This is a genomic window from Pseudomonas marginalis, from assembly GCF_001645105.1.
GTDB lineage: Bacteria > Pseudomonadota > Gammaproteobacteria > Pseudomonadales > Pseudomonadaceae > Aquipseudomonas > Aquipseudomonas petroselini.
On record NZ_LKEG01000032.1, the window covers coordinates 72109 to 88209 of the forward strand.

The window sequence follows — 16101 nt, forward strand, 5'->3', positions numbered from 1 at the left end:
TTCAAATCGTTAAGCGGGAGTGCAGTCAATGGATGTGCATCCCTCCATTCACATCCAATACGACTCCTGTCACATAACTGGCCATATCCGACGCGAGATACAAACAGGCATTGGCCACTTCTACGGGCTGCCCTATACGTCCCAAAGGCGTGGCGGTGAGCGTAAGTTTTCGATTTTCGTCGGAGAGTCTTCCGGCAATCAGATCGGTCTCGATCAATCCAGGGGCGACGGCATTCACACGGATGCCATCAGGAGCAAGCTCCCTGGCTAATGCCTTTGCCAAGGATTGAATGCCACCCTTAGCCGCCGAATAGTGGGCGCCGCCCATGATGCCGCCACCGCGTTGGGCTGAGACTGAGCCCATGCACAGAATGCTGCCGCGCCCCGCCTGGCGCAGGTAAGGCACGACGGCTCGGGACATGTTGAACGCACCACGTAGGCTCACATCCATAACCAGGTCGTAACCTTCGTCATCAATCTCCAGCAGGCGACGCGGCTGGCTGACACCTGCGTTGTTCACCAGGACATCGATCTGTCCGTAGGCGGCAATGATCTGCTCGACAGCACGCTTGCAGGCCTGAGGGTGTCGGACATCACAGACGAAGCCCTGATGCGGATCCCCGAGGGTTTCCTTGGCGATCTCGAGCTTGTCAGCGGCGATATCGAGGAGCACTACCTTCGCTCCCTCTTCGGCAAATCGACGGGCGATCGCCCATCCAATGCCATTGAGTGATGCAGCACCCGTAACAACCGCGACCTTATCCTTGAGCAACATATCGGTATCTCCCCTATAAGCCGGCAATGGCGGCGTCAACCTAATGGATGTGAAGCCCGCCGTTGACGTCCAGAACCACGCCGGTGACGTAGCTTGAGAGGTCGGACGAGAGGAACAGGCATGCGTCAGCAATATCCTTGGGTATGGCTAGACGGCCCAGAGGCGTGGCGTTGAGTGCAGCCTGGCGGCCCTCATCAGTGAGCTTTCCAATCAACAGTTCGGTGTCGACCAAGCCTGGAGCAATCGCATTGACTCGGATGCCATCGCTGGCAAGCTCCCGCGCCATGGCTTTCGCCAATGTTTGCGCCCCGCCCTTCGCCGCTGCGTAATGTGGGCCGCCGAGCACGCCGCCACCACGCTGAGCCGCCACTGACCCCATGTTCACGATCGCACCGCTGCGCTGGGCCCGCAGATGCGGAACCAGGGCACGAGACATGTTGAATGCTCCGCGCAGGCTGACATCCATAACGAGGTCGTAGTCCTCGAGCGCGCTATCCATTAGCTTGAAAGGCTGGCTGACGCCCGCGTTGTTGATCAAGATGTCGACATGACCAAAAGCGTCGATAACGGCATCAACAGCTCGCTGGCAGGCATCCGCAGAACGAACATCACACTGCAACCCAATGCAGCCGTTTCCAAGTTCAGCGGCAGCGGTATCGATAGCACTCCGATCAAGATCTAAGAGCGCGACACGCGCACCGTTTTCGACGAAACACTTAGCAGTTGCCCAGCCGATTCCTTTCAGCGAGGCGGCACCGGTAATGATGGCGGTCTTGCCTTTAAGTAACATGGTGTTCTCCCTTTCTTCTTGTTTTGCGGAGAAAGCGTCGCGGTTATACGGTGAGAATCACCGAGCCGCTGGTTTTACGGGACGCTAGGTCTTGGTGCGCAGTAGCCGCTTCCTTCAATGGGTAGGCGTTGTCGACGCGGATGCGTAATGCACCGGTTTTCACCAATTCGAAAAGCTCTGCTGCGCCGCGCTGGAAATCAGTTGCCTCTGCCACGTAATGCGAGATGGTGGGACGCGTGATAAACAACGAACCCTTGTTGCGCAGGTAGGCCAGATCCACGGGCGGTACGTCGCCAGATGCCCAGCCGAAGGAAGCCACCAGCCCAAATCGTTGGACGCAATCGAGCGATTTCTCAAAGGTATCCTTGCCAATGGACTCGTAAACGACGCTGACGCCCTTTCCATCAGTCAGGCGCTTGGTCTCATCAAGGAAATCGAGCTTTTCGATATTGATGGGATGAGCACAGCCGTACTCTCCTAGGATATTGGCCTTCTCATCACCCACGCAGGTACCGATTACATTGGCCCCAAGGTGAGAAAGCCACTGGGTCAAAATCAGCCCAACACCACCCGCAGCTGCATGCACCAGCACCCAATCACCGGCCTTGATGTCTTTCAAGCGCGTGGCGAGATACCAGGCCGTGAGTCCACGAAACAACGCACCAGCGGCAGTTGCAGAATCAAGGTCTTGATCGGGCAGTTTGAATACGCGATCAGCGGGGACATTGCGACGCTCGGCGTAGGCACCAGGCGTCAGGAAGTGGTAAACCACCTTGTCCCCTTCGGCAAAACCTTTGACCGACTTGCCGACCTTTTCGATCACACCTGCTGCGGCGAAGCCAATCCCGCTGGGCAGCTTTGGAAGCGGAAGGAGCCCAGAACGCAACTGGGTATCTATGAAGTCGACGCCGATCGCTTCCTGGCGAATCTGTACTTCCGAATCACCAACCTCTGGAAGCTCAATTTCCTTCCATTGCAGCACTTCGGGGCCGCCGGTTTTTTCGACAATCAATGCGCCTGTAGAACTGGTCATTGCAGTACCTCGCTATTCGGATTCGTCGATATGTGATTACTGTGCAGTCCAGCCACCGTCCACTTTCAAACTGGCACCGGTGACCATGCTGGCTGCCGGGCTAGCCAAGTAGAGTGCAGCGCCGACGATGTCTTCGACTTGCGCCATATGGCCCAATGGAATCTTGGAGACAAGAAACTGCATCTTCTCCGGGGTGTTGACGATGCTGCGAACGAGCGGCGTGTTGACGAAGGTGGGAGCGATGCTATTCACACGCAGCCCGCGGTCGGCAAACTCGATTGCCATCGCTTTGGTGAGCCCTTCTACCGCGTGCTTGGTCATGCAGTAGACCGTGCGGTTAGGTGAGCCAATGTGGCCCATCTGGGAGGTGATGTTGATCACGACACCAGGAACTTCCTTCTCCGTGCTCAACATTTTTTTCGCCGCGGCCTGCGCGGTGACAAAGCAAGCCCGGACGTTGAGATTAAGCATTCCATCCAGATGTTCATCACTGACTTCGCCCATTGGCTCGGGGAAGTTAGTGCCTGCGTTGTTCACCAGAATATCGAGCACTGGAAGCTCACCGATCAGTGCGCGGATAGCAGCGCTATCGGTGACATCGCATACCGATACGGTGGCTTGACCGCCTTGGGAGCGGATATAGGTGGCTACCGGATCAAGTGGGTCGCGATCACGACCGACGAGAATTACATGAGCGCCTGCGCTGGCATACGTGAGCGCGATGCCCTCGCCGATACCACCGCCTGCGCCTGTAATCAGTGCTGTTTTTCCGTCGAGACGGAAGCTTGGGGCTACGAAAGGTTTGATATCAGAATACACAGTGGGCTCCTTTTCTTTTTGTATGGCGCCATTAGATTTCAGTGAAACCGGGATCCCTATCATCGGAGTGGGAAAGACCTGCACACCGATCGTTATCAATCCCGGTTAACCTTCTTATTGCGCGCCGAGCGCCTGGATCTTGGTGAGTTTGTAGAGGTCAGGCGCCGGTTCGCATTTGGCACAGTTCACGCCGGGCTCGTTACCCGCCGCTTGAGCCGCGTCTTGTGGAAGAGGCTGAATTGTGGCGCCAGGAGTGGCTTTCCCGTCGGTGGCTGACTGCAGCGAGATCTCCGGGAGCAGTACCGGGTTAAAAATTTCGGTCACAAAGGAATCTGGAACTGTGCCTGCCGGAAGGGTGTTGCAGGCCGGTGTGACCACACCGCCGTCGCACACTTTCACCTTATCTGCGGGAACCCATGGCAAGGCGTACTCGATGTTGTGTTCCTTCATCTCGCGCTTACCCAACAATTGCTCCATCATCAGCTTGAACGCCAGACCTGCCGATGCGGGTGGCGATCCGGAGGAAACGCCTCGCAGCCCCTTCGCCTGATAGTCGGGATTGGCGAGCCCCAAGCGGAAACCGTTTGAGTTCTCGCCGGTGATGGGGATCAGCTTGTGATTGGCCGCGAGCAACGCTTTGAGCGCTCCGTTTTCGCCGGCCTGAGCCCAGATGCCATCGACGTCCGGGTGCGCGGCCAGCGCTTTCGCGGTTTCTTGCTGCGTGGTTCGGTCATCCCAGAAGCTGTAGTACTCAGCAACGATCTTGATGTCCGGATAGCGCTTGAAGACACTCATGGCCCCGTCATAGTGGCGCTTGTCCACCGAGTTGCCCGACATGCCGCGACTCAAGAAAATCTTGCCTTTACCATTGAGCTCATTCACCAGTGCCTGCGCCGTGTTTTCCCCAAAACCTGCGGTGATGTAGCTGACGTTGTAGGCACAGGGCTCAGTGACGGTGGCGTCATACATATAAAACAACGTGCCTTGCTGGCAACCCCGTTTGATCGTGCGATTCAAAGCTGTGGGCGAGATGGGAAAGCTTATGACGCCGTCCGCGCCTGCTGCGATCATACTTTCATAGGCCGATATCTGTGCCTGGACGTCGGTGCCCGAAATCACCTCTCGCAGCTCGACCAACTTGTCGTAAGGCGGCGTTTTCGCCAGCGCCTTTACAACGTTCGCGGCTTCTGACTGCCAGGCGTTGCCGCTGTAGCTGACGCTCAGGTAGATGAGATAGTGATCCTTGGGTTTAGCCTCAGCCGCGTGGGCTCCGGATATTCCTAACGCGCCCATGGCGGCCGCTGTACATGCCAGCGTCGCAAACATGCGCTTGGAGAACCTTGAGGACGGCGACGTCATTGTTTTTGTCATGTCATGCCCCTTTTATTGTTGTTGGTTTGCTATGAACGGCTTGGATCTAGGCCATGGCTTTGGACTTGCGGCGTTGTATTGAGCGCAAGTAGTCCATAGCCCCCTCGTGCTGAAGCAGAATGGCGAACAGAATGATTGCCCCGCAGATGATCGTTCTCCATCCCTGGGAGAAACCCAGACTCGAAATGATCATGTCGAGTACGGTCAGCAGCAGTGCACCGGCCAGGGTGCCGAGGAAACTGCCTCTCCCTCCGCTAATCGCTGAGCCGCCGATCACTACGGCTGCGACTGAGGGCAGCAAGAATGGCTCCCCCATGCGCAGCGTCGCGCCGTTGGAATAACCCACCAGGAGCATCCCGGTAATACCTGCCAGCAGCGCGCACAGCGCATACGTCATGACCGTCAGCCGCACGGTGTGCAAACCAGCGAAACGCGCAGCGACCGGGTTTGAGCCCAAGGCGTAGAGTCGTGTCCCAAAGCGGGTGCGTGCCTGGAGGATGTAAGCGATTGCCGCACCGAAGAGTGTGAAAGTGATGATGACCGGGACGCCGAAGGTGCGGGCAGTCATCAGCCAAGTCAGGTGATCCGGTGACGTGCCACTGGGTGCTCCCCCTGTAGCCCCTAAGCTGAGGCTGTAGACGATGATGCCCATGGCTAACGTCATAATGAATGCCGGCACCTTGAACACTGCTACCCCTAAACCATTTAACGCACCTACCGCCGCACAGACCCCAAGCACGATGAGCAGCTTCCACTCTTCGCCATCAACCCCTACCCAGGCCGTTGTCAGAATGCCGCCAAGGGTAATGACCGACGGGATGGAAAGATCCAAGCCTCCGATCAGCACTACCAACCCTTGGCCGAAGGCGACTACGATGAGGAACGCGCCTAGGATCAGTACAGTTTCGAGCTGCTGTGAAGAACTGGCGTTCGGATTTACCCAGCGAGCCACGAACAGGGCAATGATGCAGAGTAAAAAGACGCCACCGATGTTGAGAGCCTCTCGGGATATCCGCGCGGATGTTCGGGTATCCGTTAGCCCCTTATTCATGGCAGTTACCTGCAGAGCTTCAGTCGATTCAATGCTTCCACTGTTCATCTCAAGCTCTCCTCATACGGAACCGATCACCGGCGTTCATCAGGCCGACTGCCAGAATCATCACCAGACCTTGCAACAATCCGATGTAGAAGGACTGGGCACCCATCGAGAACAAAAGCTTTTGCAGAAGCATCAAACTGGCGGCGCCGATGATGCTTCCGGTAAGGCCGCCTACTCCGCCCCGGAACGAGGTTCCACCCAGCGCGATCGCAGCGAAGGTCAGCAGCAGAAGGGAGTTACCTGAGGTGGGATTGCCGGTGGCCGTTTGGGCTGAAAGCATATAGCCGGCCAGGGCATATAGTCCGCCAGCGATGACAAACGCGAGGCAGCGGGTTCGCTGAACTTTGATGCCAGAAAGCGCGGCAGCATGGTCATCCTGGCCCACGGCATAGAGTGAGATTCCAAAGTCCGTGCGGCGGACGATTAACCATAGAGCGACCACAATCGCCAGCACCACACCCGAAGCAGGGAAGCCGGCGACGGTGTCCGTGAGGTTCTCGCTCAACCAGTCGGCAACATGGCCACCGGGCGCATCGAGCACGACCAGTGAGAGCCCCAACGTCATGATCATCGTTGCCAGTGTCACGGCCACGGCCTGAAAACCACCGTAGGCGACGAGAATGCCGTTCAGCAGGCCGACTGCGCATCCAATCACCAATGAAAGACCCAAGCTCGCAGCTGCGCCTCCTGGCCCTTCCAAGGGAAAGGTTGCCAACATTACGTTCACCAGCGAGATTACGCCGGCGACAGACAGGTCAAAGCCTCTGATCAGAACGATCAAGGTACCTCCGGCTGCTGCTACGGCCAGTGGCGCTGCGTTGTTAAGCAGGTCATTGAAGGCGTAAGCACTCAACGCGCTTTTTTCAACAATGGCATAGGCTATGTAGAGTGCTACATACAAGATGGCCGCCATTCCTGCGCCGCTCTTGGCAATGGGTGCCAGCGTCGAAGCCACACTTTTCATGCGACCGCTCCTTCTAGGTGGCGCGGGTTGCCCGTCGCCGCCGCCACAAGTGCTGTCTCTTCAATCGATTCACCTTCGAGCTCCGCGGCGATTCGGCCCTCGTAGATCACGAGGCATCGCTGACTCAAACGCACCAGTTCTGCGAGTTCGGACGAGTACAACAGAACGCTTCCGCCCTGCCTTGCGAAGTCCTCTATCGCTAGATACAGGGCCTGTTTGGTACCCACGTCGACACCTCGAGTAGGATCGAAAAGCAAGAGTGTTTTTGCCCCCGTAAGCAGTACCCTGCCCAAGAGTGCTTTCTGCTGATTGCCACCAGACAGTTCCTTAATTTGAAAATCCAGGTAGCGGTCTTGGAGATCGACTTGGCTGGCGATGCCACTGGCCAGTTGACGCTCCTTACCTCGAGAGGTGAAGCCCATCAGGCCAATGCGATTTAACGCCGATACAGCCATGTTCGATCGAACGGCCAAGTCCCCGAAAATCCCTTGAGTCTTGCGCTCTTCCGGCAGCAACGCGACCTGAATGCCAGCATCGAGTGCAGCGGACGGTGAATCGATCGAAACGCTTTTGCCTTCGACCTCGATCGCCTTGGCATGTTTGGGGATCAGGCCGTAGAGCGCATGAAACAAATCACACTGCCCCTGCCCGTCCAACCCTGCCAAACCTACGATCTCACCTGGGTAGAGTTTAAAGCCGAGATCCTTGACCTTACCGGCGGTCAACCCCTCAACGTGGAGGCGAGGCTGCTGGATCACTCGGTTTTCGGTAGGCATCGACCTCACTGTCGCAGCCGCCATGCGTTGACCGACCATCATTTCGAAAATCTTAGCGTCATCCGTGTCCAGCAAGTCAGCGGTACCGGTGCTGCAACCGCTGCGTAAGATCGTCGCGCGACTGCAAAGCTCGCGGATCTCATTGAGTCGATGTGAGATGTACAGAACAGCAGTGCCTTTTGCGGTTTCCTTGCGAATGAGATCAAACAACCAGTCGGTGGAAGGCAGAGCTGCAGTTGGCTCATCAAGGATCAACAATGCGGGGTGATGACTCAGCGCCCGCACGATCTCTAGTCGCTGTTTATCCGCCAAGGAGAGTTCACTGACGAGGGACGCAGGCTTGATGTCGTTGAGGCCATAGGTGGCCAGCGTCAGACGCGCTGCTTCTTGATTCAAGGATTTTGAGTTCAGGCCTTGCCAGCTCTTGGCTAATACCGGGAGTGCCAGGTTGTCCGCAACCGTAAGATTGGGCAGCAAGCTGAGCTCTTGAAAAGCGGTGGTCACCCCGTCCTTGCGTGCTTCCATAATCGTCTTTGGCAAGTACTGCGCGCCGGCAAAATTCATGCTGCCACTGTTTGGAGACACTACGCCGGTGAGGATCTTGACGAGGGTCGACTTGCCCGCACCGTTCTCACCGAGCAAGGCATGAACTTCCCCTGCGTTGATATCAAAGCTGACCCCGCTCAGTGCGTGCGTCGGCCCATAAGACTTGCGCAAGTCGCTCACTTTCAAAATGGGATCTGCAAGCGAAACAGGATTCGAATACACGGTGGGCTCCTTTTATTTTTGTATGGCGCCATTACCTTTTCGGTGAAATTGAGGTTACTGGGCACTGGCGAAAGCGACCAATTCAATTATCATGGTGATTGTGCAATCTAATCTAATAATGAGCTCATCATGGCCGCACCACTCGATCCTCAGCCCCTGCCGAACGTTAATCTCAAGCTTCTGCAAGCATTCATGCTCGTCGCGGAACACGGAAGCTTTCGACAGGCAGCCGATTTGACGCACAAGTCTCAGTCAGCGGTAACCAGTCAAATTAAACAGCTGGAAGCACAGCTCGGCGTGCAGCTTTTCCACCGAACGACTCGGCAGGTCAGTCTCACGGAGTCAGGTGTTGAGCTGTTGGAGAGCGCTAAACGAGCGGTGCATGAGGTGGAGCTGGGCTTGCGCCGTATCCAGGAAACGACCGATTTAAAACGAGGACGGATTTTTCTCGCCTGTTCGACAACCGTTGCCTCCACGCGTTTGGCAAAGATCCTTGCAGCGTTTGAAAGCGATTTCCCGGGCATTGAAGTCTTCGTGCATGAGCTAACCTCAGGCGATATGCATGACAGCATTCGTAAGGGAGAGGTGGATTTCGGAATCGGCCCCGTCAGTGACAATCAGGACTTCAATTTCGAGACCATCCTCACGGAAAATCTCTACGCCCTGGTACCGAAAAAATTCAGGGAGGCCGGAGGCCTTACGATCACAATGACAGCGTTGGCCGAGCTGCCGCTACTGCTCCTGAACTCCGCAACCGTGTTGCGGGCCGTGGTCGATGACACTGCGAAACGGCTCGGCCTGGAGTTGAAGACCCGATATCAGTTCAACCAGGCACAGACTCTGATCTCCATGGCTAACGCAGGGCTGGGCGCCGCGGTGTTACCCGCTGTAGCGCTGCCGGATCATCCGAGCGCGGACACTCATGAAATGCTGATTATCGAGCCAGAGCTGACTCGGCAGTTGGCGATCATCACGCTGAAGGGACGAAAGTTATCACCGGCAGCTTCACGGCTGGCTCAGCTAGTGCGGCTGCTGATCACAGCGCCGCACACCACTGATCGCCACCGTGCTGCCCGGTAACGAGCGGATTAGCTACTCAGCTTGCTGAGGATGCGTCTTGCCCGAGCGAGTACTGGCGCATCAATCATCTGTCCATCGAGCTTGAAAGCCCCGCCATGCATCTCAGCGGCAGCCAGAACACGGTTCGCCCAGTTGATCTCATTCGCCTCTGGCGCCAGTGCAAAATGGATGTCCGCTACTTGTTTGGGATGGATGCATAGTACGCCTGCGAAACCCATCTGCACGGCTGTTTGAACCGCCTGTATCAGGCCGGGCGAATCATTTATTGACGGGAACACGCCATCAAGGGCTGGGGCCAGACCATGGACTCTGGATTGGACGACGATCCCAACCTTCAGGTGCTCCAGCACCTTCAAAGAACCTGCTGATCCATCCTTGAGCCCTAGATCAAGGGCCATGTCGATTGCCCCAAAGCAAAGCCTTTCCAAACCCGATGCTGAGCACAGATCGCTCAGATTCGCTGCACCTACGGCACTTTCGATTATCGGGACAACGGGCTTTCCGGTAGCGGCCGCGGTTTCTACCTGCACTTTGGTCTCCGTCTTGGGGAGCATGATCGCGACAACCCCATGATGCTCACGGCAGAATGCGAGGTCTTGATCGTGCTGTTCATGCCCGGGCGAGTTGACGCGCACCCACACTCTCGTGTCCGGGTTAGCAACGAGATAGTCGCCCAGCATTTGCCTGGCGCCACTTTTCGCACCCTCCTCCACAGCATCCTCAAAATCGACGATTACCCGGTCAGCACCGCTCGCAAGCGCTTTTGAAAAGCGCTCTGGACGATTGCCTGGGACAAAAAGTGCAGAACGCACCACATCGTGTGCGCAAGATTGGTTCGAAGCGTTACCCATGATTAGTCCTGCTGTTGAAACGTGAAATGATCAATCAAACCCGATCTCGCCAACCTGTCCGACTCCACCCTGGTTTCCCGCCCAGACCGACGCTTGCCCAGACTCATTCACACGGCCGCCCACAATCAGGGTTTCTCCGGCAATGAGCGGTCGTACACCGCGGAAGGCAAACGTTCGGACGGTCGAATCTGGGGTGAACTTCGAAAATGCACGCATCACCAGCGTCGCCGTGAGGGGGCCATGTACGACCAGTCCCGGGTAGCCTTCAACTTCCGTGACATACCGCCAGTCGTAATGGATTTTGTGGGAGTTGAAGGTGACCGCTGAATAACGGAATAGCATGGTTGGGCTCGCATCGATCTCCTCAGACCATTCGGCTTCTGGCAGTGGTTCACCGTCATCCACCACCGCCTTGGTGACGGCGCGATAGACGATGTCTTGCTCCTCGACCAGTGCGACCTCACCGTCCTGAAGGTATTCGTGACGTACCGTCACGAACAGCAAAGAGCCCGTTCGGCCCTGTTTTTCCTTCACGTCGTGAATAACAGAAGAACGTCGGGCGCACTTGCCCACCACTAGCGGCTTGATGAAGCTCAAGCGGCCACCGGCCCACATGCGCGTGCGGTCGCCAGCATCGGGAAGAAAATCACCGGTCTTGGCATGCCCATCGGTACGCAGCGCCTCTGTTGAAGCGAGATCCTGGAAGTACGCCCAATGCCACAGCAGAGGTAAGGCATCGCCATCTACTGGCGGGTTTTCGTTGAGCGTGGCAGCGATCCGGGCAGCATTCGCCTCGGTGATGACTTCAGCACGATCCTGGGTTTTACCGATCCACTGTGAGTGTTCCACGAGCCCTCCTTATGCCAGAGCAGCTTTGGCTGCTAGGCCTTGACTGACAACATTGTTTGTTGAACGAGAATCTTCCAGCACCATGTCAGCGCCCTTCTCGGCGATCATGATGGCCGGTGCATTGGTGTTGCCGGAGCTGATGCTCGGCATGATCGAGGCATCGATTACGCGCAATCCTTCAATGCCTCTTACACGCAAGCGCGAGTCGACAACGGCTGTTTCGTCGTTACCCATGCGGCAAGAGCCAACGGGGTGGTACATGGACTGGCCGAACTTGCGCAGATAATCGAGCAATTGCTCATCAGTCTGGACATGACTACCGGGCATGGTCTCTTTGACGATGTGCTGCGACAGCGGCTCGGCGGCATGGATTTTTCGCATCCAGCGGATACCGGCGATCAGAGCCTTGCAGTCATCCTCGTGCATCAGGTAATTCATGAGGATGTTCGGGTCGTCGTAAGGGTCTGAAGAGTTAAGGCGGATGCGACCGCGGGATTTAGGGCGAATCTGGCTGCAGGAGGCGGTCACCACCGGGATTTTCTCAGGCACGATCTTGCCGTCTTCGGTCACGATGATGCTGAAGGGCCTGAACTGGATCTGGAGGTCGGGCGAGACCATCGAGGGATCGGATTTGATGAAGCAGACAACTTGCGCCGCAGCCGACGTCAACAATCCCTTGCGTGCACCTACGTAATGCAGAACATGGGGGATCAGGCGCCAGCCCTGGATCTCATGATTGATGGAGAACTTGGGCGTGACCTGGTTCAAGAAGTGAACGTAAGCATGGTCATGAAGGTTCTCACCCACGCCCGGCAGGTCGTGAACGACCTCAATGCCATGCTCTTTCAGATGTTCTTCAGGCCCCACACCCGAGAGCATAAGCAGTTGAGGGGATGCAATGGTGCCACCGCTTAGAATGACTTCCTTAGCGAAGACCTCATGCTTTTCGTTCTGTCCCTTGATTGCGTAACGCACGCCAACTGCGCGTTTGCCTTCGAACAAAATCTTCTCAGCATGGGCGTTCACCTGCACCTCAAGGTTTGGACGGCTGCGCACAGGCTTCAGGAACGCTGTGGCGGCGGACTGGCGCACACCTTTTTCAACGGTCATCTGCGGGTAGCCCACGCCGTATTGCTGGGCACCGTTGAAGTCTTTATTGAAAGGAATGCCGATCGTTTTCGCAGACTCGATGAAGGTCAAGGATGCAATATGGGGATTGACCACGTCGGAGATGGCGAGCTCCCCCGTTGCACCATGGTATTGATCAGCGCCACGCAGTTGGCGCTCACTTTTCTTGAAGTACGGTAGAACGTCCGACCACCCCCAGCCTTCGTTACCATCATCGCGCCAGGCATCGTAGTCGTAGGCGTTGCCGCGCATATACACCAAGCCGTTAATCGCACTCGATCCACCTAACGTCTTACCTCGAGGGCAGTACAGAACGCGGTTGTTGAGTCCAGGCTCCTTTGCTCCCTGGTACCGCCAGTTAACCTTGCTGTTGGAAAACAAACGGGTCATGCCCGCTGGAATCTTGATCCAGAGCAAGTCATCAGACGGGCCCGCCTCAAGCAGTAATACGCGCTTCGAGGGGTCGGCGCTTAGCCTGTTTGCCAATACACAACCCGCGGATCCGGCGCCTACGATGACGTAGTCATAGGTCGATGCGTTCATTTTTTCACCCCTGTCATTTGTTTTTGTCGGGAGCCGAGCGATCAAACCAGCCCGGTCAAATAAAACACGGCAATCACCACGAAGGCCGCCATGGTTTTGAAAATGGTCAGTATGAAAATGTCTCCATACGCCTGACGATGTGTAAGCCCGGTCACCGCCATCAGCGTGATGATGGCGCCGTTGTGAGGCAAAGTATCCATGCCTCCGGCGGCGATCGAAGCCACACGGTGCATCACTTCAGCCGGTATCGCGTACTGATGGGCCAGTGCCACAAAGTGATCCCCAAGCGCTCCGAGGGTGAGGCTGAGGCCGCCAGAGGACGAGCCGGTGATGCCTGCGAGGACGTTAACGCTCACTGCGAGGTTGATCAGTGGGTTTTCGATGTGGGAGAGCGTGTCAGCGACCATCTTGAAGCCTGGCAGCGCCGCGATCACCGCACCAAATCCATATTCCGACGCCGTGTTAACGCCTGCCAATAGGGAGCCCGAGACCGCGAGCTGGGTTGACTCGGTGAACTTTCCACGAATACGGCCCCAACCGATAATCAAGGTAACAATGATGCCAAGCGTCAGTGCGCCCTCCACCGCCCAAACGGCAGCCATCTTGGTCACGTCCTGAGACACGGCGGCAAAGTCCGGACGGAACGTCACCAGCACCTGATTGCCTGCGCCGTAGTAGCTCAGAATCAGATCCAAAAACAGTTTGTTGCTGATGCCAACGATGACCAACGGCAGGATGGCGAGCCAGGGGCTGATCATTGGCTCGTCGGTAGGCGGGGCGGGTTCGTTGGTGTGCCCTTGCCCATAGCCCTCGCCTCGCGCCATGAGGCTGCGGCGACGCCACTCCAGATAAGTGATGCCACACCCGGCGACAAAAATCGCGCCTATAATGCCCAGCCAGGGCGCTGCGTATGCATCTGTGCCAAAGAAAGCAGTGGGGATGATGTTCTGAATCTGCGGCGTTCCTGGAAGTGAGTCCATGGTGAACGTGAACGCCCCCAGGGCGATCGTCGCAGGTATCAGACGCTTGGGGATGTCGTTGCGCCGGAACAGCTCAGCCGCAAACGGATACAGCGCAAACACCACGACGAACAGCGACACTCCGCCGTAGGTCAACACTCCCCCCACGCAAACGATGCAGGTGATCGAATAGCTGCTGCCGAAAACCTTCGAGATGGCGGTTACTATCGAGCGTGCGAACCCTGAGACCTCGATCAGTTTCCCGAATACCGCTCCCAACATGAATACCGGAAAGTAGAGCTTCAGAAGCCCCACCATCTTGTCCATGAACAGCCCACTGTAAGCGGGCGCGACCATTGCAGGCTCTGTCAATAAGACTGCGGCCAAGGCTGCTACCGGAGCGAACAGGATCACACTGAAGCCCCGGTAGGCCACGAACATCAAGAATCCCAGCGATGCCAGGCAGATCAATAGACTACTCATTGGAGTTGCTCGCTTTTATTTTTATAAGTCGCGCGTTCTGCTACAGACAGTATTTATCCAGACGCCCTGCCTACGACGCCGCTGTCCCGCAGCACACCGATTTCGTGATCGCTCAGTCCAAGGACGTCGGCCAATACCTGATCGGTGTCGCGGCCGAGTTCGGGCGCCGGCTGCACAGCAAGGCGCGGCGCCCCGCCAAACCTGAGTGGAGTGCCAGCCGCCAGATGCTCGCCGACCCCCGACGTTTGAATGCGCTCGAAGACCGGGTTTTCCAGAGAGACGCGTTTGTCTTCGTGGAGCAATTGGCGAACGGTTCGATAGGGGCCAAACGCAACGCCGTGCTGGGAAAGGTGCATTTCAATCTCGGCAAGCGAGCGTTTAATGCACCACTGTTTAACCAAGGCGGCGAGTAATTCACGCCCCTCAAACCGGTCAGCTTCGTGATCAAAGTTCACCCCTAGCGCGACCTGCAGGGCCTCGACGGCAGGCTGCAAATCACAGGCTTTTACCAACGCCCGCCATTGCCGCGCAGAAATGGCCACAATCATCACCCGGCGACCGTCTGAGGTAGCGAAGTCGTGCCCAAAGGCGCCGTATAGATGATTGCCGAGGGATTCACGTTGCGGCTCGATCAGCTCCGACTCTGTCAGCAAGCCCAGAGACGACAGGGTTGAAAAAGCCGTATCAGATAATGCCAGGCGTATTTGCGCGCCCTCCCCGCTGACCTGTCGGCGTGCAAGCGCGGCCACAATGGCCGTGGCTGCCTGATTCGCACAGATCACGTCCCAGGCAGGTAGCGTGTGATTGACGGGGCGATCAGGTGTTCCGTACCCGGTGAGCATCGGGTATCCCGTTGCGCAATTGACGGTGTAGTCGACCGCAGTGCTCCCATCGAAATTACCCTCGATGGTGCAAGAGATCAGGTCAGGCCTCAGCTCAGACAGCAGCTCGTGGCTCAGCCATGGGGTGCCAATATTGGTGAGCAGGATCCCACCCGCGTCACCCGGCGCCCCGATCAGCTGTTGCACAAGCTCACGCCCTTCCGGGCGCTTGATGTCAATCGCAACGGACTTCTTGGCCTTGTTGAGGCTCGTCCAGTAAATGCTCCGGCCCTCGGGCATCATCGGCAAACGTTGGTAGTCAATGCCTCCACCAATCAGATCGACACGGATGACCTCCGCGCCCAGCTGCGCCAAGGTCATGCCACACAGCGGTGCAGCAATGAACGCGGAGCTTTCGATGACCCTTACGCCTTTTAGCAGATCGTAATTCATGATCGTTCTGCCCTCTGCGCACGCAACTCGGTCGCGTTGCGCCGCGTCGGTACCAGGCATGCACGCGTGAAGCTCATGCACACGGTGCCCTCCTGGTTAAACGCCTCGGTACGGGTTGTAACGATGCCCTGTCCTGGCCGCTTGGCACTCTCGCGCACTTCGGTCACTTCAGAACGTGCATACAGGGTGTCGCCCGGAAACACCGGCGCACTGAGCGTTATGTCTTTCCAACCCAGGTTGGCAATAGCGTTCAGGCTGACGTCTGCAACCGTCAGACCCAATACGATGGCCACTGTCAGGCCGCTGTTGACCAGCGGGCGACCGAACTCACTTAACGATGCAAAGTGATGATCACAATGCATCGGGTGCTGGTTCATCGTCATCAGGCTGAACTGGATGTTGTCGGCTTCTGTAATGGTGCGACCTGGCCAGTGACGGTAGGCATCACCCACTTTGAAATCTTCCAGAAACCGCCCAGGCATTGGGAATTGAGTTTCCATCATTCTTATCCTTACTGTTGGATCAACAGGAGCGATGTG

Annotated in this window: 15 protein-coding genes; 1 reads left to right on the top strand and 14 read right to left on the bottom strand. The window is 56.9% G+C overall.

The window, feature by feature from the left end:
- Positions 1-25 precede the first annotated feature (25 nt).
- The 8 genes from AO064_RS08660 to AO064_RS08695 all read right to left on the bottom strand — a co-directional run bounded on the left by AO064_RS08660 (position 26) and on the right by AO064_RS08695 (position 8395).
- Positions 26-775 carry an SDR family NAD(P)-dependent oxidoreductase gene (locus tag AO064_RS08660; protein ID WP_064053035.1) on the bottom strand — a complete coding sequence of 250 codons (750 nt, stop codon included), beginning with the start codon at positions 773-775 and terminating at the stop codon, positions 26-28.
- A gap of 40 nt (positions 776-815) precedes the next feature.
- Positions 816-1565 (bottom strand): SDR family NAD(P)-dependent oxidoreductase, encoded by a 750-nt coding sequence (locus AO064_RS08665; RefSeq protein WP_064053036.1) that lies wholly within the window; start codon positions 1563-1565, stop codon positions 816-818.
- A 43-nt stretch (positions 1566-1608) separates the two neighbouring features.
- A complete protein-coding gene (locus AO064_RS08670) occupies positions 1609-2598 on the bottom strand; it encodes a quinone oxidoreductase family protein (protein ID WP_064053037.1) in 990 nt (329 codons plus the stop codon).
- A 36-nt stretch (positions 2599-2634) separates the two neighbouring features.
- The gene (locus AO064_RS08675; protein WP_064053038.1) at positions 2635-3417 is read right to left on the bottom strand and encodes an SDR family NAD(P)-dependent oxidoreductase; all 783 of its coding nucleotides are present in this window, start codon (positions 3415-3417) and stop codon (positions 2635-2637) included.
- Between the two features lie 114 nt (positions 3418-3531).
- Positions 3532-4788: a sugar ABC transporter substrate-binding protein gene (locus AO064_RS08680; RefSeq protein ID WP_208602897.1), complete on the bottom strand. Its 1257-nt coding sequence runs from the start codon at positions 4786-4788 to the stop codon at positions 3532-3534.
- Between the two features lie 46 nt (positions 4789-4834).
- Complete coding sequence (locus AO064_RS08685; RefSeq protein ID WP_064053040.1) at positions 4835-5887, bottom strand: ABC transporter permease; 1053 nt, start codon at positions 5885-5887, stop codon at positions 4835-4837.
- A 1-nt stretch (position 5888) separates the two neighbouring features.
- Positions 5889-6851 carry an ABC transporter permease gene (locus AO064_RS08690; RefSeq protein ID WP_064053041.1) on the bottom strand — a complete coding sequence of 321 codons (963 nt, stop codon included), beginning with the start codon at positions 6849-6851 and terminating at the stop codon, positions 5889-5891.
- Complete coding sequence (locus tag AO064_RS08695; protein WP_064053042.1) at positions 6848-8395, bottom strand: sugar ABC transporter ATP-binding protein; 1548 nt, start codon at positions 8393-8395, stop codon at positions 6848-6850. The genes AO064_RS08690 and AO064_RS08695 overlap by 4 nt, the downstream gene beginning before the upstream one ends.
- A 129-nt stretch (positions 8396-8524) precedes the next feature.
- Between AO064_RS08695 and AO064_RS08700 the strand changes: the two genes are divergently transcribed.
- The gene (locus AO064_RS08700; protein WP_064053043.1) at positions 8525-9475 is read left to right on the top strand and encodes a LysR family transcriptional regulator; all 951 of its coding nucleotides are present in this window, start codon (positions 8525-8527) and stop codon (positions 9473-9475) included.
- Positions 9476-9483: 8 nt separating this feature from the next.
- Here the strand turns inward: AO064_RS08700 and AO064_RS08705 are convergent, their stop codons facing one another.
- Genes AO064_RS08705 through AO064_RS08730 form a run of 6 tightly spaced genes read right to left on the bottom strand, consistent with a single transcriptional unit; the run spans position 9484 to position 16062 of the window.
- Complete coding sequence (locus AO064_RS08705; protein WP_064053044.1) at positions 9484-10326, bottom strand: HpcH/HpaI aldolase/citrate lyase family protein; 843 nt, start codon at positions 10324-10326, stop codon at positions 9484-9486.
- 30 nt (positions 10327-10356) lie between these two features.
- Positions 10357-11175 carry an HTD2 family dehydratase gene (locus AO064_RS08710; protein WP_064053045.1) on the bottom strand — a complete coding sequence of 273 codons (819 nt, stop codon included), beginning with the start codon at positions 11173-11175 and terminating at the stop codon, positions 10357-10359.
- Positions 11176-11184: 9 nt separating this feature from the next.
- The gene (locus AO064_RS08715; protein ID WP_064053046.1) at positions 11185-12846 is read right to left on the bottom strand and encodes a GMC family oxidoreductase; all 1662 of its coding nucleotides are present in this window, start codon (positions 12844-12846) and stop codon (positions 11185-11187) included.
- A 41-nt stretch (positions 12847-12887) separates the two neighbouring features.
- Positions 12888-14288 (bottom strand): GntP family permease, encoded by a 1401-nt coding sequence (locus AO064_RS08720; protein ID WP_064053047.1) that lies wholly within the window; start codon positions 14286-14288, stop codon positions 12888-12890.
- 53 nt (positions 14289-14341) lie between these two features.
- Positions 14342-15562, bottom strand: coding sequence for a CoA transferase (locus tag AO064_RS08725; RefSeq protein ID WP_064053048.1), 1221 nt, complete (start codon positions 15560-15562; stop codon positions 14342-14344).
- A complete protein-coding gene (locus AO064_RS08730) occupies positions 15559-16062 on the bottom strand; it encodes a MaoC family dehydratase (protein WP_244159504.1) in 504 nt (167 codons plus the stop codon). The genes AO064_RS08725 and AO064_RS08730 overlap by 4 nt, the downstream gene beginning before the upstream one ends.
- Between the last annotated feature and the right edge of the window lie 39 nt (positions 16063-16101).

Coding starts and splice junctions, on each gene's coding strand:
- AO064_RS08685 (WP_064053040.1), bottom strand. CDS start 5,887: ATGAACAGTGGAAGCATTGAATCGACTGAAGCTCTGCAGGTAACTGCC.
- AO064_RS08725 (WP_064053048.1), bottom strand. CDS start 15,562: ATGAATTACGATCTGCTAAAAGGCGTAAGGGTCATCGAAAGCTCCGCG.
- AO064_RS08705 (WP_064053044.1), bottom strand. CDS start 10,326: ATGGGTAACGCTTCGAACCAATCTTGCGCACACGATGTGGTGCGTTCT.
- AO064_RS08670 (WP_064053037.1), bottom strand. CDS start 2,598: ATGACCAGTTCTACAGGCGCATTGATTGTCGAAAAAACCGGCGGCCCC.
- AO064_RS08665 (WP_064053036.1), bottom strand. CDS start 1,565: ATGTTACTTAAAGGCAAGACCGCCATCATTACCGGTGCCGCCTCGCTG.
- AO064_RS08680 (WP_208602897.1), bottom strand. CDS start 4,788: ATGACAAAAACAATGACGTCGCCGTCCTCAAGGTTCTCCAAGCGCATG.
- AO064_RS08730 (WP_244159504.1), bottom strand. CDS start 16,062: ATGGAAACTCAATTCCCAATGCCTGGGCGGTTTCTGGAAGATTTCAAA.
- AO064_RS08660 (WP_064053035.1), bottom strand. CDS start 775: ATGTTGCTCAAGGATAAGGTCGCGGTTGTTACGGGTGCTGCATCACTC.
- AO064_RS08720 (WP_064053047.1), bottom strand. CDS start 14,288: ATGAGTAGTCTATTGATCTGCCTGGCATCGCTGGGATTCTTGATGTTC.
- AO064_RS08690 (WP_064053041.1), bottom strand. CDS start 6,851: ATGAAAAGTGTGGCTTCGACGCTGGCACCCATTGCCAAGAGCGGCGCA.
- AO064_RS08700 (WP_064053043.1), top strand. CDS start 8,525: ATGGCCGCACCACTCGATCCTCAGCCCCTGCCGAACGTTAATCTCAAG.
- AO064_RS08715 (WP_064053046.1), bottom strand. CDS start 12,846: ATGAACGCATCGACCTATGACTACGTCATCGTAGGCGCCGGATCCGCG.